A 22,091-nucleotide genomic window follows, 5' to 3' on the forward strand; every position below is an offset into this window, starting at 1 on the left:
CCCTTTTCCTTTTGTTTTCCCGCGTTTTTCTTTTGTTTCCTTTATTCTATCTTTTCTTTAATAGCAGGTATTCACCAGCATAAATACTGCATATAAAAGCATGATGCCCATGATTCCAGAACATTTTACCGTAAAATGTCTGATATCCTGTTTCACCCGGTCACTTCCCAGCGCCAGAAACGGTAATATCAGCATCAGAATAAAATATCTTCCCTGAATACCATTGATGACAGAAGAACCTACCGGATTGGCAATGCCATCCCCGATATAAAGTCCCATCATAATTGCTGCAAAAGTGATTATAAAAGCAAGCAGCATAATAATCCGGTGTCGTATCTTAATCCGTCCTCTTACTTCCTGACCGTCTAATAGACCAACACCCAAAAGGAAGCATGGTCCAAATACCAAAAACAGTGTCAGTGGATAATTCATACTGCCTAAAATATTTAACTGCATCAGATATGCATTGATATTTACCAACAAGGTAGAAATGATAACCTTTACTGCCGCAGCCGGATACATCTTTAAATACTGCATCTGTGTCATGGTGTCTGCACCGCCGCTGGCACCTGCCTGCAAGCCGCTGATTCCGGAGGATACCCGCAGCATAACATAGCCACCTAAGATGACGAACGGAAGTAATGCTATTATAAAGGATTTCCAGTAATCTTTTCTGCTGTTAAACTTATCTTTCGGTATCATAAACACCAAAAGGCCAAGACACGCATAGACATATTTACTTAAGAACATCATCAATAATAAAAGTCCAAGCACCAGTGTTTTCTTCCAGTTCAGTTTCACTTTTTCATCAAAAGCATAGTAACAGCACAGTGCTACAAATAAGAAGCCCACACCATTTAATACTGCATCCTGGGAAAGAGAGGATGCCTGATAAATGCTTAAAGGCATCACTGCAAACATTGCCATAAGATTCTTATAAAACGGCATAAACCGCACCGCTGCATATGCCAGTCCCATATATGCCAGCAAATTGAAGATACGTCCCATCAATATTACACCATAAATACTGAAATTGAACGTCCTTCCAAGGAAGATTCCAAGCCCCTGTGGCCAGTATACTACGGAAGTCACACTGTCATAATAAGTCATCTTTATCTTATTTTTTGAAAACTTATGGCTCTTTAAATATTCCATATAGGCAGTTCCTTCACTGCCATTTGGTGTCAACTGCCGATAAGCAATTTCCTGCACATTTTCCGGCACATAAATCACACCATCCTCATGCGTGAGATTAGCAAAGGAACCAAGTATATTTCCATAGGACACGTCCATGCTCCGGTAGAAATGGGAAGGTCCGTCACATTCCTGAAATGCCGGATTGATTACTGCCATGCTAAGTCCCATCACAAAAACCAGTATCAGTACCATATTTTCCGGCTTTGCCCATTTTACCGGCATTACAAAGATTCCAATTACCACTGCCATTCCCAGTGCAAACAGAACAAAAAATGTCTTATTGAGTCCACCACCATAGACTACCGACATACGAAGTCTTGCAGCCGTTGCCTCTTCATTAACAAGAAGCGTCTGCTCATAATCTCCGGTCAAGGCACAATAATATACCTCCGATGCCCTGGTCTCCTCTTCTAACGTCAGATATACACTTCGTGTTCCCTCTACCCCATCTAAGGTCAGTTCCATGCTTACCACTTCTTCTGTTCCGGTAGACTTTGGCACATTACATTTTACTGCACTTAATACCTCATCTGTCTCTGCATCCCTAAGCATTGCCTGAATCGTAATATCCTCTCCGGAATCATTCGTCATAAGCAACGCGATATTCTGCATATTGCCGGAAATTGTAAAATACTGTGACACCACCGCATCTTCAGCAGCAATATTTTCCTCTTCTCCACTCATATCATTATAATTATCCTGATTAGAGTTATAGAATATGCTCCGATGCTTTACCAGCAACAACAGCATGACAATAAGAACTACTCCCGCCACGATATATTTCGGTGGTATCTTCTTTAACTTTTCCTTCATTTTCCTTACCCCTGTTTTCTCTTTCTATCCCTGCGATACAGCCACAGACAATAACCTGTCAGCAATAATGCTCCAAGAATACTTACTACTTCCCCCTGTTTCATATAAGGGATATGATAGACTGCCTTCACTTCATGATTTCCCGCCGCAAGCTTCACTGCCAAAAAACCATAATCTCCATTGATAGTCTCTGTTTTCTTACCGTCAACATAAACTTCCCATCCATCCTGGTCCGGAATTGTAAGAAGCAGAAAGCCTTCCTTTTCATTCGAAATAGTTCCGGTAAAATATTTTCCATCTGCTACAAATGAACCCAGTGTCACTTCTCCGGTTTCGGTATCATGCAGCACATCCTCTCCATCCGGTACGATTAAGGTATCCTTTAAAAGCAGCCTCCGTCCTGTCTCATCCATAGATTCGCATTCGCTCTTAGAAATCGTATTGGTATAGAAGGACGCAGCAGAATCAGCATACTTATTTCTGTAAATATAAACGCTGCCTGTTCTGCCAACATATTCACACCAGGAATAATCCAATTCTCCCATGGATAAAATATATTTTAAGTTAATAAGGCTCATTGGATAGACTTCCGATTCATCAGAATATTCAAAAAGCCTCTGGGCATCGGATACCTTTACTTTGGTATATAACATATTATAAAAATCTGCAAGATGCCGGTTAATGGTACTGTTATAATCTGTCACAGAAGAATAACCCATGACCTGGGAATCTCCATAGGTAGATACCGCTGCATATCCTTTATCCACACGGAAGAAGCCTTTATCCTGCTCTTTTAAATATTGGAGGGCATCCATGGTATCATTTGTCATGGTATGACCATCATATCCCATTGCTTCTGTCCAGGTATATGCTGTCCAACGGTTATTATTGGTCATATGGCTTTCCAGACAGGTGGATAACAGAATACATACCAAAAACAGACTCCCCGCAACCTTTTGAACCTGACGATTCTTCCAAAGTCCCACCGCAAGTAAAATAATTGCAAAAGCAACAAATAAGGTAAGAATTACTGCATCATATTTCTTCACTTCATCCGATGCCCGGTTATATGCTTCAATCACTACATACATGCTGGCTACCAATCCAAGTAGCAGCCCGGTGAAGCTGAACTCTTTTTTTATCATAAGTCTGTCCCACTCCACAGCAACCAGTAAAGCTGCTATCGGCATAAGCACAAAGGTATATCTCGTCTGTGCATAAGCAAATCCATTGAATGCAATAGCAACACCCGGATTAAAGATTAATAAAATTCCAACTAGAGCTATCAACACGCCATACCATATTTTCTTTACATCCTTACATCGCTTTATGCTCTGTACAAGAAGCTGTCCCAAAAAGAAATAGATAAATATCGTAAAGCACACATTTGGCATCTCATAATAATTAGTCCAGCCATCAATGCAGCTATAATCGTTGATATAATATAAGTTATTCGAAATCAGTCTGCCTGCTGTCTCTGCATTCTGTGCCATGGTATAGGACGAAAACAGACCGCCAAAGAATTTTGCCAGTGCCGATGCCTCCGAATCCAGTCTGGAAGAACTAGAGGTCAGATAGGATGCCGCCGGAAGCAGCATCACTGCACCGGTCAGCACACCGCAAATAACACTTCCTAATATGCAGCAGCCTCTTTTGATGCGCTCCTTCACATTCATTCCAAGATTTGGATTCAAGAGCCGCAGTATACAATAGATTGCCGCAAATGCCAGTGCCATATACGTATTGTAATAACTGTAGATAATCGATGCTGCAACGGAAATTCCAAGCCCTGCCACATATCTTATCTTAAATTCCTGTATCAGCTTCTCTAAAAAAATCAATATCAAAAGAAGATAGATACAGATGGTTCCCAAAAGGTAATGCTGTCCCCAGAGCATCAAATATCCGTTAAAAGCATAGAGATACCCGCCGATACAAGCAGCTTTCTCGCTTACCGGAAACAGCTTTAAGAAATAGCGGCACAGCAATGCTGAAATGATAATTTTTAAAATCTGCGCAATTACCAAAAGCCGTCTTACTTTTCCGATACCGAGTACCACGCCGCCTAATATCACAAACAGCCCAAAGGGATCAAGGGTCTGTGAAATATTATTGATAAAACTGGTTCCCAGTCCATAATCCCAATTCCAAATGGAAAATGTTCCTTCCGTAATTCTTCGCACACAGTTTAGATAATACGGATAATACTGCTGCATCGTATCTGCGCCCATATCCATATAGATAAAAAGCCGCTCTCCAAAAATAAAATCGTAGAATACATACAGTGCTGTAATTCCTACAAATCCAAGAAAGACAAAAACTGTCAGCCACTTGCGAAGCTTTTTATACTCTGCCGGAATCAACTCCATTCCATGCAGTAAAATACAAAGAAGCCACAGTGCTGCTCCCGCTTTTGCAATCTCCTTCTTATGCATTCTTGCAAACACACTGAAAGGATTGCGATAGCTTACATTTGTAAGATTATAATGTAACCCCGGCTGGGAAGAAATCTTAACCCGGATATACTTTGTTGTTTTCTTTATCTGAACCGGATTGTGCCCCAGTTCAAAGGTATACGGAGACGATTCTTCTGCAAAGGTCTCGTTTTCCGACTGCCAGATTTCTCCTAAGATTCCCTCGCCCTCAATACGGCTCATCTCAAGATCAATTAACTTATCCGAATCCACCGGAATCACAAAATAAGTATCTTCTCCGGTCACATAACCATTTCCATCCTCCGATGGAATCAGGTCGTTGGCCCCGGCTAACACTTCATCCATATCCTGATACTGTGGAAAAATAGTGGTATATATCTTTAGATTGTCAAAACCTCTTGTTCCAACCGTTCCCACCAGAACCAGCCCTGTAAGAATCAGAACCAGTTCTGCAAGCAATACTGCTGCATTTTTTAACCATTTCTTCCTATCGACTTGAATCTGCATCTTCCTTCTCCTCATTCAGCATCTGGCGTACCACATAAAGGGGTCTTTGTTTTGACTGCATAAAGATATTTCCTACATAAATGCCTACCAGACCGACTACCATAATAATAATTCCTCCGATGAGACAGTTGGTTGCCACGATACTGGTCCAGCCTGCTGCCACATGTCCGGTAAAATAATAGATAATCAGTCCGATAATCACCAGTGCTGAAATGATGGACATCAGAAATCCAAAGCCCATGGTGAATTTCAAAAGTTTATCCGACTGGGAGGTTAAAATCTCTCCCGCCATCTTAAAACGTTTCTTCATGTTATAAGAGGATTTTCCCTCAAAACGCTGGTCGTGTTCCACATCAATTGCAGTCTGCTTAAATCCAAGCCATTTCACATAAATTACAAAGGCACGGTGCATCTCACGCATCTTACAGTAATTATCGATTACCACCCGTTTGCTGATACTGAAATTACAGATTGCCGGGTCATAATGTCCATCCGATGCAAAAGAATAAATCTTATAGAACATCTTTGAGACAAGCACTTTTAAGAAAGAATCTTTTCTATGAGCTCTTCTTGCAAAGACTACATCGTACCCTTCCTGTGCTTTGCGATAAAGATTCGGAATTTCCTCCGGTCTGTCCTGCAGATCGCAGTCCATTACGACAACCCAGTCTCCTTTGGAAGCATCCAGACCTGCAGTTATTGCCATAATCTGTCCGAAATTCCGGGATAATTCAATCCCCTTTACACGGCTGTCTTCTTTACATATTTCTTCGATTACTTCCCATGAATTCTGCGGGCAGGCATCATTTACCAGAATAATTTCAAAATCATCGGTAATCGTGCTGACTGATTCCACCAGACGTCTATGCAATTCATGCAGTGCTGCCCGGCATCCATAGACCGGAACTACAACTGATATATCCATTTTCATACCCTCCTATAGGTAAAACACGATAATACCAAGCAGTATCAGTGCATTTCCAAATACTTTACGCTTTGTAATCGGCTCTTTAAAAAAGAAAAAGCTTAAAATCATAATCAGAATATAACCCAATGATTCAATGACCGGGCCATTCTTATACTCAATGCCATGATAAGCTAAAATCGTCAGTACCGTTGTTCCAACCATCATCATGTATCCGATAATTACATAAGGATTCAGATATTCCTTAATCACGTTATCGTACTTCTTTGCTGCACTTTTCTTTAATAAGACCTGAGAAAAAGAGGCAACAATAACAGACGCTACAAGAAAAAGCCAGTATATCATCCTTCTATCCCTCCTTATTCACAATCATGGTGCCGGCAATTACCAGAAGGACACCAATAATATTCTGTACCGAAATATGTTCTCCAAAAATCAGTGCTGCCCAGATCATAGACCACAAAATCGCAATGCTCCGGTTTGCATATGCTACCGACAAATCAACCCTTTTGATAATCTGCTGCCAGAAAATGGCATACAATCCAAGGATGCAGATTTCTACTCCGTAACACAGGATAAATCCCATGGATAAAAACTCATATCCTGCTGCAAACTTTGCTGCCACACCGGATAATGTGTATATCATAATTACCAGCTGCAGTAAAATCAGCAGTAGCCACTTTTTCTTTCCTTCTACTTTACTCATCGTTCCAACCAATCCTTAATCTCTGCCTGATTTTTTCCAGCCAGAATGTAATAACCAAAACGGCTTCCACTGTCTACTACCTGATGTTCCCCTACCGGTTCCATTTCACTTACCATCTGAAGCAGTTCCGGACTTTTGCTCTTAATCTCTTCCAAAACATCCAGATCCTTCTTTGTAAACACAAAGCGGATTCCCGCACACATCGGCTCATGTTCCGGTGTCAGTTCCGGTTCCTGTCCCAAAGCAGTCTCAATTACCATGCGGACAAAGTCATATCCGGAAGATAAATATACCAGATGGGAGCCAATACAGTCGCCACCCATACGGGAACCGATTTCAATGATTCTTACATTGCCATCGGCATCCAGTTTAAATTCCGAATGGGAAGCACCATTTTCAATCTCAAGAGCAGTAAGTGCCTTCGGAATAAATTCCTTCACCCGGTTCATTTCGATTTCAGAAAGCTCCGGTGGCTCCATATGTCCGGTCTCAATAAAATGAGGATATCCTGTGGTATATTTCTTTGTCACCGCCAGCACATGATGTCTGCCCTGATAAGAAATACATTCACAGCTATATTCATTGCCTTCGATATATTCTTCAATAATTGCCTTCTTTTCAAAGGAATTACGCACTGCCTCTTCCACTGCCGGAGCAATCTCCTCAAGGCTCTCCACCCTCATAATACCGCGGCTTCCGGAACGGTCGGTCGGTTTTACAATCATTGGAAACTGCATATCTGCTACAGCCGCCGCATAATCATCCCCTTCGCATACACTGACAAAGCCCGGTGTAGGCACACCATGCTTCGAAAAAGCTTCCCGCATGGCAAATTTATTGGTAGATATATAGATACAGTTGTCAGAATTATGTGGTAATCCAAGCTGCTCTGCCAGATACTGCACGGTAATATTGGCAAGATCAGATGCTATTGTTGCAACTGCATCCGGCTGAATCCTCCGGCATTCTTCTAAGATTGCTTCCTTTTCCACAATGCTGATGGGATAAAAATAATCTGCTGTCCGTTCTCCGATAGAGCCATCTTTCCATGCAAATACATGTGTCTCATATCCCATCTCTTTCGCCTTTAAAATGAGCGGATTCTGAAAAGAATTCGCTCCTATAATTACAATTTTCTTCATATTGCCATCCTCCCGGCACTTAACTTTCCTTGCGGCGGCTTGCGATAAACTTATCCCATCTTCCGCTTTCTAATTCTTTTTTATAATCTTCCATTATTGCACGATAAGAAAGATACTCCGGCACGAAACCGAAATCTTCCTTCGCCTTTGTTATGTCAAACAAAAAGGATGGTGTATTATTTGGCTTATCCGGGCGATAGACAATCTTAGATCCCTTACCCGGTCCAAATACGTCAATAACGGTCTGCACCTGCTCCTCTAAAGTTAGTTCTGTACCGGATGTCATATTATAAAGACCATAGGTCTTATCACTGCGTAATGCCAGCACAAATGCTCTTGCAACATCCTTTACATAAATAATGTCTCTGGAAATCTGTGGGTCACCCCAGATTTCAATGTCTTTTCCGGCTTCTGCATTCTCAATAAAGGTCTGGATTCCGGTCTTATAATATTTACCATTCACATAAATCTCAGAATGAGGTCCTACTCCGTATACCGGTGGCAGGCGGAAAGATGCACACTGCATGCCATGCTGCTCATTATAATATTCCATCACATCATTGGCTGCATTTTTGGAAATCACATATACCGCATGGTCTCCGGTATACATAAAATCTCTCGGCTCTGTCTCTTTTAAAGCAACGCCTTTTTTCCATGCATTTCTTACATCTGCATAGCTGCTGGTGGAAATCACTTTCTTAATGCCATTCTTCCGGCAATACTCTAATACATTAACGGTTCCTTCCACATTAATGCGGATATAGTCTGCGGCATTCTCATCTGCACTGATATCCACCGGTGCATTTGCCGGAAGCAGACCTGCCAGTAAAATGACACCCTCTACACCTTCTGTCGGTAATTTATCAAAATCTTCTTTTTTCGAAATATCCAATGACACACAGGTAACGCCTTTTGCTTCCAGTTCCTGCTTCATGATTGCATTTCTTCCAGTTGCCAGCACCTCATAACCTTCTTCCAAGAAGCGGTCTACGGTATACATTCCAATAAATCCTGTTGCCCCAATAACAATAACCATTTACTCTGCCCTCTGTCCTCTTTCCTGTATTTTCATTTATCTCTCTTTGTAAAATGCATTAACCTTATCTATCACATAGTCTGCCTGTTCCAATGACAGATTATAATATAATGGCAGGCGGACCAGCCTCTCGCTTTCCCTCGTTGTATAACGGTCTTCTCCTGCAAACATACCATAGCGCCGACCTGCCGGTGCTGTATGTAATGGAATATAATGAAATACTGCCTGTACCCCCTGTTCCTTTAAATAACTGATTAAAGCTGTTCTTTCCTCTAAATCTCTTGCTTTCAGATAAAACATATGTGCATTATGTACGCAGCCCTCCGGTATCGTTGGACGGATAATTTTACCCTCATCAGATAATTTTTCCAATCCATCCCAATAGCGGTTCCAGATAGACCGACGTTTTTCATTAATCTTATCTGCTGCTTCAAGCTGTGCATAAAGATATGCTGCATTCAATTCACTTGGCAGATAAGAAGAACCTGCTTCTACCCAGGTATACTTATCAATCTGTCCCCGGAAGAATTTGCTGCGGTTAGTTCCCTTCTCCCGGACAATCTCTGCATTTTCCACATTTTTCTCATCCCGGATTAAAAGTGCTCCGCCTTCTCCCATACTGTAATTCTTTGTCTCATGGAAACTGTAGCATCCGTAATCTCCCATGGTTCCAAGTGCTTTCCCCTTATAAGAAGCCATGACACCCTGGGCCGCATCTTCGATCACCAGAAGATGATATTTCTTTGCAATGGCAAGAATTGTATCCATCTCGCAGGATACTCCGGCATAATGTACCGGAACAATTGCTCTTGTCTTATCCGTAATTGCATGTTCAATCAGTTTTTCATCGATATTCATGGTATCCGGCCGGATATCTACAAATACCGCCTTTGCCCCTCTCAACACAAAAGCATCTGCTGTTGATACAAAAGTATAGGCTGGCATAATTACTTCGTCTCCCGGCTTGATTTCTGACAGAATTGCCGCAAGCTCTGTTGCATGGGTACAGGATGTTGTCAGCAATGCCTTTTTTGTTCCTGTATGTTCTTCTAACCAGGCATTGCACTTCTTGGTATATTCCCCATCCCCACATATTTTCTTATTTTCTACCGCCTTACGGATATAGTCCATGCTTTTTTCCATATAAGGTGGTTCATTGAAATTAATCATTTCCAAACCTCCATTATGTTTCATTGTATCTACTATCTTTTATTTTATCATTTTATTATTCCTTTAATGAAAAGTCTGCTTTATCCAGTGTTAAATTTGGATTATAGTACGGATCTCCATGTTCTAAAAGTTCTCCCCATCGTTCTCCAAATAAACCTATCTCCTGCTGGAATCTCGCCACCTTATCAGCGGAATCCTCCTGCCCTCTGGACTTTGATTCATAATGATAAAACTGTGCATATGGATTATATACTACAAGATAGCCCGCTTTTCTTACCTTCAGGCAAAAATCAATATCATTAAAGGCTACCTTAAATTCTTCATTTAAGCCCTCTACCTCATCAAATACACTTCGCCTTACCATCAGACAGGCTGCCGTTACTGCTGACAAATCCTGAACGCTTATAATTCTTGAAAAATATCCATTATCATCTCTGTCCTGTCCGATAAAGGCATGTCCTGCAACACCACCAAAGCCAATGATGACGCCTGCATGCTGTATCGTGTTATCTTCATATAATAATTTGGCTCCAACAATCCCCACATCCAGACGCATACATACATCCAGCATTTCTTTGATGCTGTCCGGTTCAATCATTTCTGTATCATTATTTAAAAGCAGAACATATTCCCCATTTGCCTCTTTTGCACCAAAATTATTGATTCTTGAATAATTGAAATCTTCCTTGTAATATAAGACCCTGACATTATCCCTTTTCTCAATCTCTTTATAATAAGAGAAGGTCTCTTCTTCTGTACTGTTATTCTCTACAATGATAAATTCAAAATTCCGGTATGTGGATTTTTCTTCTATGGAATCCATACATTTTTTTAAATCCGCAGCATGATCCTTATTTGGAATCAAAATAGATACTAACGGCTGCTCCTTCCAGAGATAATGGGTACGATACATCCCATAGAATGGTCCCTGCTCCACTTCTGCCGGAATTCCGATTCTGTCATAATGTGCTTTTACCGCTTTGCACCCATTCTCAAAGGCATATAACTTGCTTTCCGGATTCTCGGAGGTTGACTGTGCATGACAGCGCCAATGATACAGCACCTTCGGAATATGCACGATATGCTCTGCTTTTTCTGTACAACGTAAAATAAAATCATGATCCTGTGCACCATCATAACAGCTTTCAAATAACCCCGCCCGCTCCATCACATCTTTGCGAACAACAAAGAGATGACAGATATAATTCATGGTACACAACAAATCAATATTATAATCGGATTTAAAATGCGGCTCAAAAAATTTCTTTCCACTCATATCCACTTTATCTTCGTCCGAATAAATCACATCTGTCTGTGGCTCCTTCTGTACCGCTTTTGCACACTGATACAGTGCTTCCGGAGAAAGTAAATCATCATGGTCTGTCAGCACAACAAAATCACCGTCTGCCATTTTCAATGCTTCATTGGTATTGCCGGCAATTCCCTCGTTGCTGTCTAAAAGGCAATATTTAATCCGCTTATCTTTTGCAATATATTCCCCGACAACAGGCTGGAGGCTGTGTTCCCTGCCACTTCCATCCGCAAGGCAAAGCTCCCAATTCGTATAAGTCTGTGCCTGTACCGATTCTATCATTTCCCGCAGATATTTTTCTTTTGTCTGGTACAGCGGAACTGCAATGGAGAAACATGGACCATTTTCAAATACTTCCTGTCTCTGTCGAGCCAGTTCTTCTTCCTTCACACCATATTTTTTCAGAAAATCCTCGTAATTTCCATAATCTCTCTGACCACTTAACTTCTGGCAGACCTTCTTTATAGTATTTTTCAGTCCATAATTCTTCCAGTAGCGCAAAGTCTTCTGAAAAATATTCGCGGTATCCTGGCCGTTTTCTCCGTGTCTTATTTTATCTAATGCTGCAACATAAGTGCTTTCTCTTCCATCGGCACTTAATTCCAAAGTCAGCTTGCTGCCACCCTTATCCGGCACATATATCTCAAAGCCGCATTTTGCATCGGAAGAAAGCTCCGGGATTACATCTACTACATCCTTCCGGTATTTCCAGTGAACCTTTGTAGAGACTTCTGTTCCATCTACAATAACCTTGCATGCCGTCTCTTCTCCTGCAGCACTCCAGCCAGTCAGAATAAACTGATTCTCCTCAAAACGTTCCATTTCAAGATTGCTGTCCAGATGATGAACCAGCTTTTCAAACTGCTTTCTGTTAGCATGAAAAACTTCCGTTTCTTCCGTGCCAAGACAGCTGCATACCTTGAAGTCAGTCACAGCTTCTTCCGGCAGCTGCAGGCTTGCGGTAATTTCCTGTCCCACATTCATCCGATAGTGAAGATATCTTCTCCGCACCTCCGGCCCTTCTGTGCATACAATGGAAATCGGCATTTCTTTCTGATTCACATATACTTTCAGTGTTCTTTTCTCCGGATTATCCTCCGGAAAAAATCCACGAATTATCAATTGTTTTTTATCCTGTACATGCAGTCTGATACATTCTGCAACAAAGTCACGTTCTGCCATAGCTGCCTCCGTTCTTAAAAGAAATCATAGCTTTCTATATTGTACCAAAAATAAGCCGGATGGTCAAATAATGACCACCCGGCTTCTATGCCTTTTCTATTCTTTTAATACTTGTATAACTGATTCATATAATCATTTAAAATACTATAACCATATCCTTTTTCTGTAGCCCAGCCAAATCCAGATGGATTCTCTGATATACCAAGCCACTCGATATATGGAGCTGTTCCGGAACGATTTGCCGCAAACCAGGAACTGTAACGTTTATCCACAACCGGATTTGCAAAGACTGGATTCTTTACTGCATATGCTTTCAAATGCTGCACATGTGCCCGGATTCCTTCTCTTACATTCTGATAGGAATCTCCATTCGTGCCTGCACCTGTTACACCCATTCCTGCAAAATTAAACTGCTCAATCTGTACCTGTCCATTAAATCTTAAAAAACCGGTCTCTTTCATTGCCTGACAGAATGCCAGTGCCGGATCCACACCTTCCGCTACAGCTTCCTCATAATACATCTGACAGAACGCACGGATGTCTGCTGCATCGGCACTTCCATAATAGGAAGGATAGGAAGCTTTCGCATTATAGTAATTCACCATCTGGTTTACTGTAGTCGTTGATTTTGTAATAACAGAATGATAAATCTGTGACTGTGCATTTCTGCCCTCTGCTTTACCATTCTGGATATAATGCATATAATATGACTTCAAATTATTGCCAAATGCCTGCTGCAAATCAGTGTAATTGTTTTTATATATCTGAACGTTAAAATTCTTGCTTGCCTGACGTCCTTCGGACATTCCATTATTTATAAAATGGGAAAGTAAATCAATATCATCCCCCTTAAAAGCAGCTTTCAGATCACTGTAACTGCCATTATAGTAGCTATAATCGTATACTGCTGAATAATCTGTACCATTAAGGCTTGTAACCGGATTCTGCAAAGTTTTTACACCGGTTGCGATTCGTCCTTCTTTTTTGCCACTATTCATATAATGAACATAATAGCTTCTTAAATCTTTGCCAAATGCCAGTCTTAAATCCTGATACTGATTCCGGTAAGAGAAAACATCAAAATCAGCCTTTGCCTGACGTCCTTCACTCATTCCACAATTTACAAAATGGGCAAGCAGTCCTACTTCATCATTTGTATATATTCTTGCTAAATCACCATATTTTTTGATATAAAAATTGTAATCATATACCGCAGAATAATCTACTCCATTATATGTTGTTACTGGATTCTGAATAGATTTCACACCTGTAGCTTTTCTGCCTTCTGCTTTACCATTGCTAATATAGTGCATATAATAGCTCTTTAAATTATTTCCGAATACTACTCTCAAATCCTGATATTGATTCCGATAAGAAAAAACATCAAAGCTGTCTTTTGCCTGACGTCCTTCGCTCATTCCACAATTTACAAAATGAGCAAGTAATCCTATATCATCATTCGTATATATCTTCGCCAAATCACTATGCTTTTTCAGATAATAATTATAATCGTATACGGCTGAATAATCTATTCCATTGTACGTCGTTATCGGCTTTTGTAATGTATTTACACCTGTAGCTTTTCTTCCTTCTGCCTTTCCACTACTAATATAGTGCATATAATAACTCTTTAAATTATTTCCAAATGCAGCCCTCAGATCAGGGTACAGATTCTTATATGAATATACATCAAACTGGGAACTTCCCTGGCGTCCTTCTGCCATACCATACTGTATAAAATGCTGTAATAGCGCACTTTCATCACCGCCATATGCTGCCTTTAAATCAGGATAGCGGTCTGCATAATATGCAGCATCAAATACTGCTGAATATTCTTCCGGTGTCTCTTTCTTTAATCCAAAATACTGTGCAATTCCGGTTGCATCTGCCACACCAAGTTTTTTTAATCCTTCATCATTGGAAAGGAAGTTAGCCGCATCTGAAGAATTAGACATAAAAGCATGCTCTACAATAATTCCAGGGATGCCATATTCCTTACAGTGTCTGATTACTGCATAATAATCTGCTGCTGAGCCATCCGGATATTTATCCTCTTTTGCATTTCTTATCTGTGTCCCTCTATTATGTAAGCCAAGACTGGTCAACTGCTCTAAAATCTTAGATGCAGCCGAGCCACCTACCTGACTGGTCCATGGGTTATAATTCTGGTTTGGATACCAGATTTCTGCACCAGATGCACTGGATGCACTGGAATAATTATTATGTAGAGAGACAAAAAGATTTGCTCCCATATCTCTTGCTATATCAGCTCTCCGCTGGAGGCAGGATTTATTATTTCCCCCACCATTCGGGCAGGAGGCAGAATCTCTCGTCATATATACAGTCACACCATAGTATTCTTCCAGTTCCGCTTTACAATACTGTGCAATTTTCAGATTCAGCTGTGCTTCCACGAATCCATTTGCAGAACTTCCGCCATGGGTTCCATCGTGCCCCGGGTCTAAGACAACAACCACATTTCCATTATAACGTGCTGTGCTTATTCCAGATTCTGCCGTTTCTGCTTTCTGGGTTGCAATGGCATCTGCAATCGAATTTTCTGATGTCTGATTGCCATTTTCATCAAAGCTTACTACATCCATATCTACATCTGCTGCACCTTCATCTACCACTTCTGCATCCGGATTGGTCTCTACTTCTGTATTGACACCAAACCTGACATCCATTCCTGCATCAGATAAACAAATCTGATACTCCTGACCATCTTTCTCATAAATGATAGCGTCCAATGCATATTCACCGGTACGGCTCTCATCCGCAAAAGTCTCTGAAAATCTGAGACCGTTTCCATCTATCTCTGTGGCTGCCATCTCATAAGCTGCTCCATCAGATACTCTGTAATACAGTAATCTGCCACCACCAATAGCTAAATCTTCATTTCCGATATTGGCAACTACATTCTGTGTACCGCCAACTGCTATGTACGCATTATCTAATACCAGATAATTCAGTAAATCTTCTGCTGTCAATATATCTGCTGTCACTGCATTTTGTGTGTCCGCACTCTGTGTTTCTATTTCTGACTTTCCGGCAGCTTCTGTTCCATCAGTCGTTTCTTCTGTAGCGGTTGTTCCTTCTACTGTCTCTGTCGTTTCCTGTTCAGTGTCTGCAACACTCTCCTGTCCGGTAAGGGCTGTGTCTACTACTGTTTCCTCATTGCTCTGCTCTTCTGGCGTTACAGTATCCTGTATTTCCTGCGTTTGTGCTGCATACAGATATTCTGTAGGCAGGCTGGTAAGAATTGTTACTGCTGCCAGCAAAAGGGCTGCTTTTCTGCTCCATTTCTTTTTCATTTTGTCTTTGCTCCTTTGCTGCTTTACTACTTGTTTCTTTTTACTAACTATCTATTTTAACACTTTATCTGATTATGGCAACCACTTTTCCCAGGAAAGACTGCCTGCCGGCTGGCTTGCTGCTGATGGAAAATACTGTCTGATACAGTCGGCAATAATCTGCTGTTTCTTTGGAATAGGATAGTCTGCCCTTATCATATAGTCCTTCTTATAGGCGCGGAACATATAATCTGTGAATGTTTCTGCCCGGTCTTCCCTTCCATTGGTCTTGGCATAAGCAGAAATATAATATTGTTCTTCACATCCTCTGTTATAATCCGATGTGGTATAATCACTATTTGTACTGTTCACTTCTGCATCCGGTTTGATTGCTTCCGTTGCTTTTAATGGTGATTCATACTGCTGTGTGGAAGCATTCCATGATTTTGCTTCTATATAATATTCAATCAGATGCATCATTTCATGATTAAAGGTTCTGTCAGACAGTAAAAAGGACTGGGATGTATTTAGTGCAATAAACATTTGATCTCCGTACTCCCTGCTTGTCACTCCTGCAAAAGAACCTCCACCGGCATCCAAATTATGTACCAGCTTTATGGTTACTGTAGTAATATCCTGCATGTCTGTAAAAAAACCTTTCGGATATCTTGCCATCTGTTCATCCACCATTGTAATCCATGTAAGCGTTGTCTCCGGGTCTGTCTCTCCGGAACAATAAGTATCCGTCCAATAGAAGCCTGCCGAATCTCCAGTCAGGACTGTCACGCCATAATCGTTACTGATTTTTGCAACCTTTGCTTTAATCTTATCCTCCGTTGTTGCCGGCTCTTCCGGTTCCGGACCTGGAGCCGGGCTTGGCTCCGGATTTGGTTCTGGCTTCGTCGGTGTACCAATCTTTGTTACTGCATTTCTGCCTTCCTTTTTACCACAATCTATGTAATGAAGATAATAGCTCTTATTATCATTGCCAAATGCAGCTCTTAAATCACTGTAATTGCTCTTATATACACTCAGTATAAATTCGCCACTTGCCTGTCTGCCCTCTGCCATTCCGGATTCTACGAAATGACGGATTGCTGCACTGTCGTCTCCTGCAAAAGCTTTCTTTAAATCACTGTATTTTGAAATATAATAATCATAGTTATATACGGCTGCGTAATCTTTTTCCTTATATGCTGTAACCGGATTCTGCAATTCTGTGACACCGGTTGTCTTTCGTCCTTCCCTCTTACCACAATTCATATAATGCAGATAATAGCTTTTCCAATCATTTCCAAATGCCTGTCTCAAATCTGCATATGCATTCCGGTAAGAGGTCACATCAAAATTCTGTGCTCCCCGGCGTCCTTCTGCCATTCCATAATTCACAAAATGTGCCAGTGTACTGATGTCATCATCCGGAAATGCCCTGGCAACATCCGGATTCCTGCTGATATAGTAATTGTAATTATATACAGCTGAATAATTTACGCCATTATATACTGTAACCGGATTCTGCAAGATTGTAACACCGGCTGCCTTTCTGCCTTCTCTCTTACCATAATTCATATAATGCAGATAATAACTCTTTAAATCATTTCCAAATGCCTGTCGTAAATCTGCATAAGCATTCCGATAAGACTTCACATTAAATTCCGCACTTGCCTGACGGCCTTCTGACATTCCGTAATTTAGGAAATGTTGAAAAAGTGCATTTTCATCATTTCCAAATGCTATTTTTAAATCCTTATTATTCTTTGCATAATAGGATGCATCAAAAACAGGTGCATACGCACTTTTCTTCACCTGATAATTGACTTTATCCAGATTGATTTTCTGTTCTGTATCTGTCAGCCTCTCTGTACTGATTGCCGTAGTCTCACAATCTTTCTGCCCCGCATAGAAATGTTCTGCATTTCCACTCGTCCATACCGTTACCACTGCCAGCCCCAAGGCAAGCTGTCGTCTCCATGTTTTTCTCATAAGTATTTTCTCCATATTTTTCTATTTGCACAACTGTTTGTATTGTAACACGATATGAATCTACTTTAAAGAATTACTACTTGTCATTATGAAAATCTTAAGAATTTTGTCACAAAATGGAAAAAGCTGCTGCACCGCCGAAATTCATCTGCCTGTGCAACAGCCTTTCTTATCTGCATTCCAATCTATGCAGCTTTTCTTCCTTCATTTTTACCATAGTTCATATAATGGATATAATACTGTTTCAAGTCATCGCCAAATGCGGCTTTTAAGTCTCCGTTTTTCTCACGGTAGGTCAACACATTAAATGCTTCACAACCACAGCGGCCTTCCTTCATTCCATAATTCACGAAGTGTGACAATACAGCCAGATCATCATTTCCAAATGCTGCCTTAATATCCGGATTTGCGTTCACATAATAATTAAAATTATAAACTGCAGAATAATCCACTCCATTATATACTGTAACCCCGTCAATATCTGTTACTTTTCCGGTTGCCTGACGACCCTCTGCTTTACCAGAACTCATATAATGGTAATAATAACCTGCCAAATCATATCCAAATGCACTTCTTAAATCTTTATAACGCATACGATAAGAATTCACATCAAATTTACTGCTTGCCTGGCGGCCTTCCTTCATGCCGTAATTCACAAAATGAGCAATTGCAGCAAGGTCATCCCCGCCAACAGCTTTCTTCACATCTGTATTCTTGTTCAGATAATCATCCATATTATAAACTGCAGAATAATCTACTCCATTGTATACAGTAGTTCCCTGCATAGTTTTAGTTCCGGTTCCTTTCCGGCCCTCTGCCTTGCCATTCTGTATATAATGAAGATAATAAGCTCTCCAGTTTGTACCAAACGCACTCCGTAAATCTGCATATTGATTGTAATAAGAATTCACATCAAAGTTCATATTTCCCTGACGTTTTTCATTCATGCCGCATGTCACAAAATGAGCCAGTGTACTGATATCATCATTTGGAAAAGCCTTTGCTATATCCGGATATTTCTTAATGTAATAGCTGTAATTATATACAGAAGAATAATCTACTCCATTATACACAGTAACACCATCCGCAATTGTCACATTACCAGTTGCCTTACGGCCTTCTGCTTTACCATTTGATATGTAATGCAAATAATAAGAGCGTAAATTGTTGCCATATGCCGTCCTTAAATCCTTATACCTGTTCTTATAAGAGATTACATTAAAGCTTGCTATTCCCTGACGCCCCTCATTCATTCCATTATTAATAAAATGCATAAATGCCTGATTCTCATCCGCACCGAAAGCTGCTTTAATATCCGGGTAGGTTTTCAAATAATAATCCACATCAAAGACTGACGAATAATCCACTCCCTGATATTTATAATCTCTATCTGTAATTACGTTGTTATTCTCACAGACCGGAACACTATAGCTGCTCCACCAGCTTTCTGCTGTATGCGACCACTTGCTATATTCATCACTGTAATTATCTGACACATTAAAATACATATAACCATAGACGGTTCCCGTTTTATCATCTTTATCGTCATCCCAGGTACAATCCACTGCATACCATCTGCCATACAATTTTACTTTGTTCCACTCATGACTGCTGCTGGTAACACATACCGTCTGAATACCAACTGCATTGCAAAGCATTTCAAAGGTTTCCGCATAACCGGCACATACTGCTTTACCTTCTAATAAAACTCCGGCACTGCTCTGATGATAGTTTCCCTCCTCAGAGTACCAGCAATTCCGCATAATAATGTCATGTGCTTCCTGCTCCATATCAAGAATTGTCGCTTTGCTCTTAATCGATGCTACCCATGAATCCAGCTTGTTTTTAATTCCATTCGTCTTATCCGCTCTTGCACTTCCATTTGAGCAGGTATTGTAAACGCCTAATGCCAGTTGATATTTACCATCTGAATTCACCCCATAAAGCATCTCATCATTTACAAAATAGAACTGCGGATTGGACATCTGGAGAATTTTTGCTACTTCCAGTGCAGTATCCAAATCCAGACTGCCGATTGAAACAAAGCCCGAATGATAATGTCTCGTAGAATCAAAGGTCTTATAGCCGGCGCTCTTATTTCCTGTAAGGAATGACATATTCACATCATAAAGTGCCTGATAGAACTGCTTCTCTGCACCAGACATCTTACTATAATAATAGTCGGAGCCATATACTGCCCAGTAAGATGCATCTGCTGCATTATACTGTGCCCTGACTATTGGTAAATCTTCTGCTTCATCCTCATCAAGTTCTCCGACATTGATGGCCTTTGGCTGTTCATAACCACACTTCTGTGCTTCATCAGCCACCCCATTGTCTGTTTCTTCTGCCCCAACCGCCATATCCGGCATCATGGTTACTGCCATAAATAATGCCAGTAACAAGGCAATTAATCTGTTTCCTACTTTTTTCTTCATTGGTTCCCTCCTTAATTCTTTGCTTTTCCACATCTTACTTCATGCCAGCAAAAATCTTCTTTGCATATTTTCTTTCAAAAACATCTACATCAATCGTATGAATTTCTCGATAAAAAGTATTTTGATAAATTTCCGTTTCCCATAATAGCTCTTCTTCTGTTTCAATTTTAGCCAATTTTTTCATTTGTTTTTTCAGACTCTCCAACGAATTACTCTCATTTTCTCTTTGACCCTCATAATGGCTATCATTATATATCACAAAATATGTACTTTTTTCCATCAATTCATCTAATGACTTTTCAGAATTTTGACACACCTGCCAGGTTAAGATGCTATCATGCATTTTTTCCAATATACCTTTATGCGAAACATGATTATGTGGCACATTTTTAAACTCAAAAAAATATATTTTTTCCTGTTCATCAATATATATCGCATCTGCCGAAGATAACTTCTTTTTTCTGCGGTATAACATTGCCTCCATTTCACTTACTGTATCAAAACAATAAACCTTATTCTTTAAATGTGTAACCGGCTCTCCATTATCATTTTTAGAACATTCTTCCAGTGTAACCTTTTTCTCTGGTAAATCAACTTTTGTCATTTATTTTTCACAACTCCTATAATTCTTCCAATGGTTTATATAACTGCGCATATATCCTCTCTGTATTTTCTGTTACGTCTTTTGCATCAAACATATTTCCGCTCTGTTCCATTAAATAGAACTTTCCACTTGCTTTCATCTGATTAGCCGCCAATTTCACTTCTAATGCTCTTATAAAATAGGCGCTGTGTGAGGATACGATAACATTAATATTCATTTCCTTTTTCATCAAGACGAGAATTTCAGCCATTTTAATATGCCATTCGGGATGTAAATTGGTCTCCGGCTCATCAATGAGCAACCATGAACCAGATTTTAAAGTTCCATTCTCTACAAGACGTTGCAATATTAATAACGACTTCATTCCAGATGCGATATTATGCAGACTGATTGCATCGGATATCTTCTCATCCTGATACTTCAATGCCCCTTCATCTCTCTTGAGTTTTCCATGTAGCACATCTTTAAAAATATCATTCAATAACATCTTGTTTTTCTCTATCTCATTATATTGTTCATATACTTCAATTTTCTCTTTTCTGTTCAGCCAAATCCTCCAATCATTTCTTCCCCATTGCAATCGTTCAAAATCATCCAGCAAATTTCTGGTTTCCATATAAATAACTTCTCCCCCCGGCAATTCTTCTCCATCTGCCAGAAGAAGTTTTTCATTATAGACTATTTTTCCTGATTTTTCATTCTGTTTCCAAACAATTACTGAATCTTTTCTATTCATCAAATTAACCGTCTGGTTACCGAACATTTTTCTTAAATTTAACGTCACCAAATATTCCCAATAATCCTGCGTGGAACGATAAATAATTTCCTCCAATCCATCATATAATTTTCTGACAAATTCATCTGACAGAAGTGCCTTCATTTTTTTATCATTTTTTCCATCCGTCACAAAAGGGGTTATTACCTTATAATAAATATTTTCAAAATTTTCATATTGAATTCTTTGAGGGTTGATTTTCAATTCACGTAACCCATCAAAAATATCATATAAAATCGACTCTGGTAATTCTGAAAATCCCATTTCATCAAAGACTTGCTCTTTTCGTAATAATAATTTATTAATGCTTTTCCAGCGCTCGTTCTCTATTTCTATTTCCCTTCCAGCAAAGGATTTCAATGAAACATCTATTGCCTTTAATATTGTGGTCTTTCCAGTATCATTATATCCGGCAATGACAGTTACTCCATTTGTTTCAATTTCTGCATCATTTACTTTTCCCACATTATTAATACTAAATTTCACCGTAACCTCCTACTCATCTCTTAATATACCTATTATTCCTTTTTTCTTTTCATTAACATTCATTCTTAGAAATATATATCTTTTTTC

Annotated in this window: 14 protein-coding genes; all 14 read right to left on the reverse strand. The window is 40.0% G+C overall.

All coding sequences use genetic code 11. The annotated features are described in order from the left end of the window. Positions 1-57: 57 nt before the first annotated feature. Positions 58-2,010 (reverse strand): DUF2142 domain-containing protein, encoded by a 1,953-nt coding sequence (locus tag DXB39_RS06280; protein WP_117840478.1) that lies wholly within the window; start codon positions 2,008-2,010, stop codon positions 58-60. 5 nt (positions 2,011-2,015) lie between these two features. Further along, the gene (locus DXB39_RS06285; RefSeq protein WP_158561571.1) at positions 2,016-4,952 is read right to left on the reverse strand and encodes a YfhO family protein; all 2,937 of its coding nucleotides are present in this window, start codon (positions 4,950-4,952) and stop codon (positions 2,016-2,018) included. Next, positions 4,933-5,877 (reverse strand): glycosyltransferase family 2 protein, encoded by a 945-nt coding sequence (locus DXB39_RS06290; protein WP_117840474.1) that lies wholly within the window; start codon positions 5,875-5,877, stop codon positions 4,933-4,935. Before DXB39_RS06290 ends, DXB39_RS06285 begins: the two co-directional genes overlap by 20 nt. A gap of 12 nt (positions 5,878-5,889) precedes the next feature. After that, positions 5,890-6,222, reverse strand: coding sequence for an EamA family transporter (locus tag DXB39_RS06295; RefSeq protein ID WP_117840472.1), 333 nt, complete (start codon positions 6,220-6,222; stop codon positions 5,890-5,892). A 4-nt stretch (positions 6,223-6,226) separates the two neighbouring features. Beyond that, a complete protein-coding gene (locus DXB39_RS06300) occupies positions 6,227-6,583 on the reverse strand; it encodes a hypothetical protein (RefSeq protein ID WP_022244461.1) in 357 nt (118 codons plus the stop codon). Further along, a complete protein-coding gene (locus DXB39_RS06305; protein ID WP_117840470.1) occupies positions 6,580-7,725 on the reverse strand; it encodes an ATP-grasp domain-containing protein in 1,146 nt (381 codons plus the stop codon). The genes DXB39_RS06300 and DXB39_RS06305 overlap by 4 nt, the downstream gene beginning before the upstream one ends. Before the next feature lie 19 nt (positions 7,726-7,744). Continuing rightward, on the reverse strand, positions 7,745-8,761 hold the full coding sequence (locus tag DXB39_RS06310; protein WP_117840468.1) for an NAD-dependent epimerase/dehydratase family protein: 1,017 nt from the start codon (positions 8,759-8,761) through the stop codon (positions 7,745-7,747). Between the two features lie 36 nt (positions 8,762-8,797). Continuing rightward, positions 8,798-9,931 carry a dTDP-4-amino-4,6-dideoxygalactose transaminase gene (gene rffA / locus DXB39_RS06315; protein WP_117840466.1) on the reverse strand — a complete coding sequence of 378 codons (1,134 nt, stop codon included), beginning with the start codon at positions 9,929-9,931 and terminating at the stop codon, positions 8,798-8,800. Between the two features lie 55 nt (positions 9,932-9,986). Then, positions 9,987-12,425, reverse strand: coding sequence for a glycosyltransferase family 2 protein (locus tag DXB39_RS06320; protein WP_243005980.1), 2,439 nt, complete (start codon positions 12,423-12,425; stop codon positions 9,987-9,989). 104 nt (positions 12,426-12,529) lie between these two features. Further along, positions 12,530-15,739, reverse strand: coding sequence for an N-acetylmuramoyl-L-alanine amidase (locus DXB39_RS06325; protein WP_117840465.1), 3,210 nt, complete (start codon positions 15,737-15,739; stop codon positions 12,530-12,532). Positions 15,740-15,811: 72 nt separating this feature from the next. Further along, complete coding sequence (locus DXB39_RS06330; protein WP_117840463.1) at positions 15,812-17,701, reverse strand: hypothetical protein; 1,890 nt, start codon at positions 17,699-17,701, stop codon at positions 15,812-15,814. 185 nt (positions 17,702-17,886) lie between these two features. Continuing rightward, on the reverse strand, positions 17,887-20,139 hold the full coding sequence (locus tag DXB39_RS06335) for a transglutaminase domain-containing protein (protein ID WP_158565967.1): 2,253 nt from the start codon (positions 20,137-20,139) through the stop codon (positions 17,887-17,889). A gap of 34 nt (positions 20,140-20,173) precedes the next feature. Next, complete coding sequence (locus tag DXB39_RS06340) at positions 20,174-20,743, reverse strand: hypothetical protein (protein WP_117840459.1); 570 nt, start codon at positions 20,741-20,743, stop codon at positions 20,174-20,176. Positions 20,744-20,759: 16 nt separating this feature from the next. Next, positions 20,760-22,004 carry an AAA family ATPase gene (locus DXB39_RS06345; protein WP_117840457.1) on the reverse strand — a complete coding sequence of 415 codons (1,245 nt, stop codon included), beginning with the start codon at positions 22,002-22,004 and terminating at the stop codon, positions 20,760-20,762. Positions 22,005-22,091 lie beyond the last annotated feature (87 nt).

It is taken from the genome of Roseburia sp. OM03-7AC (assembly GCF_003462625.1).
GTDB lineage: Bacteria > Bacillota > Clostridia > Lachnospirales > Lachnospiraceae > Roseburia_C > Roseburia_C amylophila.